The sequence below is a fragment of the Lascolabacillus sp. genome (assembly GCF_028696275.1).
In the GTDB taxonomy this organism is placed as follows: domain Bacteria; phylum Bacteroidota; class Bacteroidia; order Bacteroidales; family Dysgonomonadaceae; genus Proteiniphilum; species Proteiniphilum massiliensis.
Genome location: NZ_JAQVHI010000008.1, coordinates 65218 through 71376 on the forward strand (window position 1 = coordinate 65218; position 6159 = coordinate 71376).

Annotated in this window: 5 protein-coding genes; all 5 read left to right on the forward strand. The window is 37.7% G+C overall.

The features are described 5' to 3' along the window. The first annotated feature begins 171 nt into the window (after window positions 1–171). The 5 genes from rbr to PHO43_RS03900 all read left to right on the forward strand — a co-directional run bounded on the left by rbr (window position 172) and on the right by PHO43_RS03900 (window position 6097). The gene (gene rbr, locus PHO43_RS03880) at window positions 172–750 is read left to right on the forward strand and encodes a rubrerythrin (protein ID WP_045090513.1); all 579 of its coding nucleotides are present in this window, start codon (window positions 172–174) and stop codon (window positions 748–750) included. 97 nt (window positions 751–847) lie between these two features. Further along, window positions 848–1645 carry a tRNA threonylcarbamoyladenosine dehydratase gene (locus PHO43_RS03885; RefSeq protein ID WP_045090514.1) on the forward strand — a complete coding sequence of 266 codons (798 nt, stop codon included), beginning with the start codon at window positions 848–850 and terminating at the stop codon, window positions 1643–1645. 68 nt (window positions 1646–1713) lie between these two features. Beyond that, window positions 1714–3507, forward strand: a complete 1794-nt coding sequence (argS, locus tag PHO43_RS03890; RefSeq protein WP_045090515.1) for an arginine--tRNA ligase — start codon at window positions 1714–1716, stop codon at window positions 3505–3507. A gap of 163 nt (window positions 3508–3670) precedes the next feature. Then, window positions 3671–5803: an HRDC domain-containing protein gene (locus PHO43_RS03895; RefSeq protein WP_288008945.1), complete on the forward strand. Its 2133-nt coding sequence runs from the start codon at window positions 3671–3673 to the stop codon at window positions 5801–5803. Between the two features lie 36 nt (window positions 5804–5839). Beyond that, window positions 5840–6097, forward strand: a complete 258-nt coding sequence (locus PHO43_RS03900) for a hypothetical protein (RefSeq protein WP_288008946.1) — start codon at window positions 5840–5842, stop codon at window positions 6095–6097. Window positions 6098–6159 lie beyond the last annotated feature (62 nt).

A 6159-nucleotide genomic window follows, 5' to 3' on the forward strand; every position in this document is an offset into this window, starting at 1 on the left:
AATAACTGACCGTGAGTCTTCTATTTTTTATTTAAGTACATAAATTATTATTTTTGTATTTAAATATTGATGTAATGTAAAATTACAAACAATTTAGCCCAAACATCATTTTTTATATCCAGCCATTAACAACAATCGAGTGAACTTTATAACAAATAATAAAATACAAATATGAAAAGTTTAAAAGGAACACAGACTGAAAAGAATCTTATGACTTCTTTTGCAGGTGAATCACAGGCACGCATGCGTTATACCTATTTCGCTAAACAGGCTAAAAAAGAGGGATTTGAACAAATTGCAGCAATCTTCCAGGAAACTGCCAACCAGGAGCAGGAACATGCAAAAAGAATGTTTAAATATCTGGAAGGTGGCATGTTAGAGATCACTGCTACTTTTCCTGCAGGGGTTATCGGAACTACAGCTGAAAACCTGAAAGCTGCAGCAGAAGGTGAAAACGAGGAGTGGACAGATATGTATCCAAAGTTTGCAGAAATTGCAGAAGAGGAAGGGTTCAAAGAAATAGCCACCATGTACAGAATGATTGCTAAAGCAGAATCAATACATGAAGAACAGTATAATAAATTATACGAACGTGTTGTTGAAGGTAAAGTATTCGAGCGTGAAGAGGAGATTGAGTGGCAATGCCGTAACTGCGGTTATGTAATTACCAGCAAAAAAGCTCCAAAGAAATGTCCTGCATGTCTTCACGATCAGGCTTATTTTGAACCTAAAAACGATAAATATTATTAATCAATTTCGAGATACTCTTTTTTATTAGCACATTCTTAACGGGATGTGCTTTTTTTTATGCCTTACAGATATTAATTTTGCAGATTATTTAAAATTTATGGAGTACAACGAACTATTTGCCCGCACCGAATTATTGATAGGTTCTGACGCTATGCAACAGATAATTGCTAAAAAAGTCATACTGTTTGGAGTTGGCGGAGTTGGCAGCTGGTGTGCTGAAGCACTAATAAGGAGCGGGATTATGAATCTTACAATAGTCGATTCTGACCGCGTAGCTGCGGCAAATATCAACAGACAGCTTCCTGCAACTACAAATACTGTGGGTGAGCTAAAAGTGGAGGTGCTGCAAAAGCGACTGCAAGAGATCAACCCTTCTGCGGTGATAAAATCAATACCCGAAATTTATGATCCTGAATCTTCCGCATCGTTTCATCTTGAGGATTATGATTATATAATAGATGCTATAGACTCTCTGTCAAACAAGGCCCATCTTCTTGTCGCTGCCTCAAAAACAGATGCTGTAACCTTCTCTTCTATGGGAGCAGCACTAAAGCTTGACCCTCAGAAAATAAGAGTGGCTGAGTTTTGGAAAGTGAGGGGTTGCAAACTTGGTGCTGCACTAAGAGAGAAAATAAGAAAGGGTGAGAGAACAGAAAAACCAATTCTCTGTGTATATAGCGAGGAAATTCAAAGAAACAGAGGTGAAAATGCACTTGCAAATGCTAATGAGAACGGTAGTTTCAGGAAAGCTCAAACAAACGGTACAATGGTCCAGGTAACCGCTGTGTTCGGGTTCATGCTTTCAAGTCTGGTAATTCAGGATATTATTAACAAAACCAACACTATAGTAACCTCTGAAAAAAATATCAAAAACAATTCTGTAAATCCCATTTAGAAAACAGTTTATCTGTTACTCCATAAAAAATTCTTAACTTTGCATAATTGGTAAGCAAAATCATCATTATGAATATAGAAAATCTCCTTCAGGAAGCCATTATAGGTGCAATAAAGATATTATACAATGCAGAAGTTGATGAGTCTCAAATCACTCTGCAGAAGACCAAAAAAGAGTTCAAAGGGCATTATACCCTTGTCACGTTTCCTCTTCTTAAGATATCAAGAAAAAAACCTGAGGATACAGCTGAGGAGATTGGAAAATATCTCTCTGAAAAAACAACCGTCATTACAGAATACAATGTTATAAAAGGGTTTCTTAACCTTAGCATTGCACCATCGGTATGGGTGGAATTGCTTGAGAATATTAATTCTAACCCCGAATATGGGTTTACTCCTGTTAGCGAAGACTCACCGCTATTCATGGTAGAATATTCATCACCTAATACAAATAAGCCTCTGCACCTTGGTCATGTCAGGAACAATCTACTTGGCCATGCTCTTAGCGAAGTGCTTAAAGCAAATGGTAAACGTGTTGTTAAAACAAATATTGTAAACGATCGCGGTATACATATCTGTAAATCAATGCTGGCATGGCAGAAATGGGGAAATGGAGAGACACCGGTTTCCTCTGGGAAGAAAGGTGATCATCTGATTGGAGATTATTATGTTAAGTTCGACCAGCATTATAAAAAAGAGATTGCTGAATTGCAGGAAAAAGGATTTTCGAAAGAGGAGGCGGAAGAGAAATCTCTGCTTATGAGTGAGGCTCGTGAACTTCTTAGAAAATGGGAGGCTAATGATACTGAAACTGTCAATCTATGGAAGATGATGAACGACTGGGTATATGCTGGATTTGATGAAACTTATAGTCAGATGGGTGTCACCTTTGATAAGATCTATTATGAATCACAGACCTATATCCCCGGTAAGGAAGAGGTATTACGTGGATTAAGTGAGGGACTCTTTTATCAAAAAGAGGATGGTTCTGTATGGGCTGATCTTACTCCGTATGGCTTGGACCACAAGCTGCTTTTGCGTGCTGACGGTACATCTGTTTATATGACACAGGATATTGGAACTGCAAAGATGCGTTTTGATGACTACCCTATCGACAAAATGATTTATGTTGTTGGCAATGAGCAGAATTATCACTTTCAGGTACTATCAATACTGCTTGACATGCTTGGATTTGAGTTCGGCAAAGGACTTGTTCACTTCTCATATGGAATGGTTGAGCTACCTGAGGGAAAAATGAAGTCACGCGAAGGAACTGTTGTTGATGCAGATGACCTGATGGCAGAGATGATTGAAACAGCACACGAAACTTCTCAGGAACTTGGTAAGCTGGATGATGTGACAACTGAAGAAGCAGAAGCTATTTCACGTATGGTTGGACTGGGTGCTCTCAAATATTTCATTCTGAAAGTTGACCCTAAGAAAAACATGACCTTTAACCCCAAAGAGTCTATCGATTTCAACGGGAATACAGGTCCTTTTATTCAATACACACATGCACGTATACAATCGGTTATCAGAAAAGCAGAAGCTCAGGGTATTGAAGTAACTGAAAACCTCAGCAACTCAATTTCTTTATCAGAAAAGGAGGAGGGACTTGTACAGCTGCTTAGTGAGTTTGACCGTATAGTGAAACAGGCAGGCACAGAGTATAATGTATCTCTGATAGCCAACTACATCTACGATCTGGCAAAAGAGTATAATCAGTTCTATCACGATTTTACAATCCTTCGTGAGGAGAATAGCCAGCTTCGTGATTTCCGCCTTCTGCTATCCAGGAATGTGGCTCTTACAATTAAAAAAGGTATGGCTTTATTCGGAATTGATGTACCTGATAGGATGTAGTCATTTCATCTTCATAATTTAATTTGCAACTATAACATTTTACAATTTATAGTCTTGCACATACAAAAGGTTTAAAAACTCTAAGGTATTCCCTAAGATTTTCATTTCCTTCTATATTCTAAATTTGGTAAATTTGTGAAAATCATTAAAAGAGGGCTTTCAGATGCTTATTTCTAATCCATATGAATGTGCAATGGAGTTTGCTGTCAACACAGACAGAGATATTTTTATTACTGGTAAGGCAGGAACCGGTAAAACTACATTCTTGCATAAATTTCGCGAAGAAACAGCCAAACAGGTAGCTATTGTAGCACCTACGGGAGTTGCAGCAATTAATGCAGGTGGAACAACTATACACTCCTTTTTTCAACTCCCGTTTACACCCTTTGCTCCTACCCCGGAAGGCAGATCATCTCTCATCTCCCGTATAAAGATGAACAAGAGGCGGCGCTCTGTAATCAGAGAGCTTGAAGTACTTGTTATTGATGAAATCAGTATGGTACGTGCTGATGTGCTTGATGCTATTGATGCTGTGCTCAGATCCATACGCAACAGGCGAGAAGAACCTTTTGGCGGTGTACAAATGATTTTTATTGGTGATATGCATCAGCTTTCGCCTGTAGCAAAAACAGATGAGTGGAGTATCATATCTGACTACTATGACAGTGTCTATTTTTTTAGCAGTCATGTTATTCAAAAATATCCACCAACCTATATTGAGTTTGATAGAATATTCCGACAATCAGATAATCAGTTTATTAATGTATTAAACGAGGTTCGTAATAACTCACTCTCATCAGAAGGTATTAGTCTGCTTAAGAGCAGATATTTTCCCGAGTTTATACCACAAGCAGAGGAGAACTACATCACTTTGACAACTCACAATTACAGCGCTGATAGCATAAATAATACTGAACTTGATAAGCTAAAGTCTCCAATCCATGAATTTCATGCAGTAATAAAAGGCAATTTCCCTGAAAATGCTTATCCAATTGACGAGGTTCTGGAATTAAAAGAGGGGGCCAAAGTGATGTTTATAAAAAATGACATTGAGACACCCCGCAGGTTTTATAACGGAAAAATAGGTGTAATTATCTCTATTGATGGTGATCAGATTACAGTAGAATGCCCCGGCGACAGAGATGAAATAATTGTCACCCCATTAATCTGGGAAAACATCCAATATAACACCAATCCTGAAAATAACACTATTGAGGAAAAGATAATCGGTACTTTTGAACAGATACCTTTACGTTTAGCTTGGGCTATAACAATTCATAAAAGTCAGGGACTAACATTTGATAAAGCAATAATTGATGCCGGCAATGCTTTCTCGCCCGGTCAGGTATACGTTGCATTGAGTCGCTGCAGATCTTTGGAAGGAATCGTTTTAAAAAGCAGGGTAAACTACGAAAGCATACGTGTAGACGATCAGGTTGTTCAATTTTCCTCATATAAACAAGACCATAAATCTATCATTAACGAATTGGATCTTGCCAAGAGTAAGTTTAGAACAAGCTTATTATTACAGCTGTACAATTTCAGTTCACTATGCAATGATGCACAATCCTGGTTAAATATCACTAAAGGAGAGGAACCATCTTTCAACGAAGAGACCATCCCCTTTGCTGAAAGTATATTCAAACAGCTGAATGAGATTGAGAACGTAGCAGAAAAGTTCAGAGTGCAGTTAGAGAGAATTGTCAGTAGGGAAATAGTAGACACAGAGTTTCTGTCGGAGCGACTAAACTCTTCTTCTGATTACTTTGCAGAAAAACTTGACTATCTGATGGCATCACTAAAGAGATCACCCGCCACAACTGATAGTAAGGCTGTTGCAAAATCCTATGATGAATCATTATCTATGATATACAATTCTGCAGCTCTCAAAATGCATATGATAAAACATACTGCATGCAATTTCAGTGTTGAGACCTATTATAGTGCACGAAATAGTTTCATTAAGCCCGATTTTAATATTAAATCATATAGTCGTGGCAAGTCAACTGTTCAACTTAAATCGAAACATCCTGATCTTCTGAATGAGCTTGTTCAAATACGAAATTATATTAGTGAAAACGAGAACCTACCACCTTATATTGTTGCTTCAACAAAAACGCTAGTACAAATGGCTGATTATATGCCTGAAACTGAAAAAGATCTTTTAAAAATTTATGGATTTGGCAAAAAGAAGCTAGCACGTTTTGGCGCACAGTTTCTGGAGGTAATAAACGACTACATAGCAGAAAATGATCTGCAATCTGAGATGATTCATTTCGAAAAACATAAGAGTTAACTGATTAAGAATTTAAAAGCACTAACATTATTCTTTATGAAAAACTTAATTCTCAAGATCCTGTTTGTTATGTTTATCTTTTCGATTATCACTCTTGAGATAATTGCACAAGATCAAAAAGAGTACCCTGCAAATTATGCCACATCACCCAGGTTCAAGGCACTTGTATATTACACTGAGCATGCTGAAAAAGCACATGTAGAATTTGCCCTGCAGGCATTAGAGTTTTTTCACAGATGCAACTCAAAAACTTCTCTTTATAAACGCTTTCCGGTGGGTACTGAGCAGCGATAAAAAAGGGAACCCCTTTGATCGATAATTGTCCATCTCCCGCTTATCATCCGCTTATATACGGC